Origin of the sequence: Pseudomonas sp. P7548, from assembly GCF_013386585.1 — a bacterium.
Taxonomy (GTDB): domain Bacteria; phylum Pseudomonadota; class Gammaproteobacteria; order Pseudomonadales; family Pseudomonadaceae; genus Aquipseudomonas.
This window is the reverse complement of sequence record NZ_JACARO010000009.1, coordinates 1-317: the sequence shown is the minus strand read 5'-3', so window position 1 is coordinate 317 and position 317 is coordinate 1. Positions and strand designations below refer to the sequence as shown.

General features: G+C 48.6%; 1 rRNA gene. It reads left to right on the top strand.

Annotated features, from left to right (window positions below):
* Nucleotides 1–143: 143 nt before the first annotated feature.
* A 5S ribosomal RNA gene (gene rrf, locus HX803_RS04620) occupies nucleotides 144–259 on the top strand.
* Nucleotides 260–317: the final 58 nt, after the last annotated feature.

Genomic DNA, 317 nt, shown 5'->3' with positions numbered 1-317 from the left:
ATTTGCTGACCTGAAAAGGCACCAGATTGCGGTGTGTGAAGACGAAATGAACCGAAAGTTCGACGCTCACAAAACACCGAAAACTATCACATACCCAATTTGCTGAAGCGAGGCCAACCGGTCACGACTCAGTACCCGAATTTCTTGACGACCATAGAGCATTGGAACCACCTGATCCCATCCCGAACTCAGTAGTGAAACGATGCATCGCCGATGGTAGTGTGGGGTTTCCCCATGTGAGAGTAGGTCATCGTCAAGATTAAATTCCAAAACCCCATTTGCGAGAGCAGATGGGGTTTTGTTTTGGGCGGTCGAAA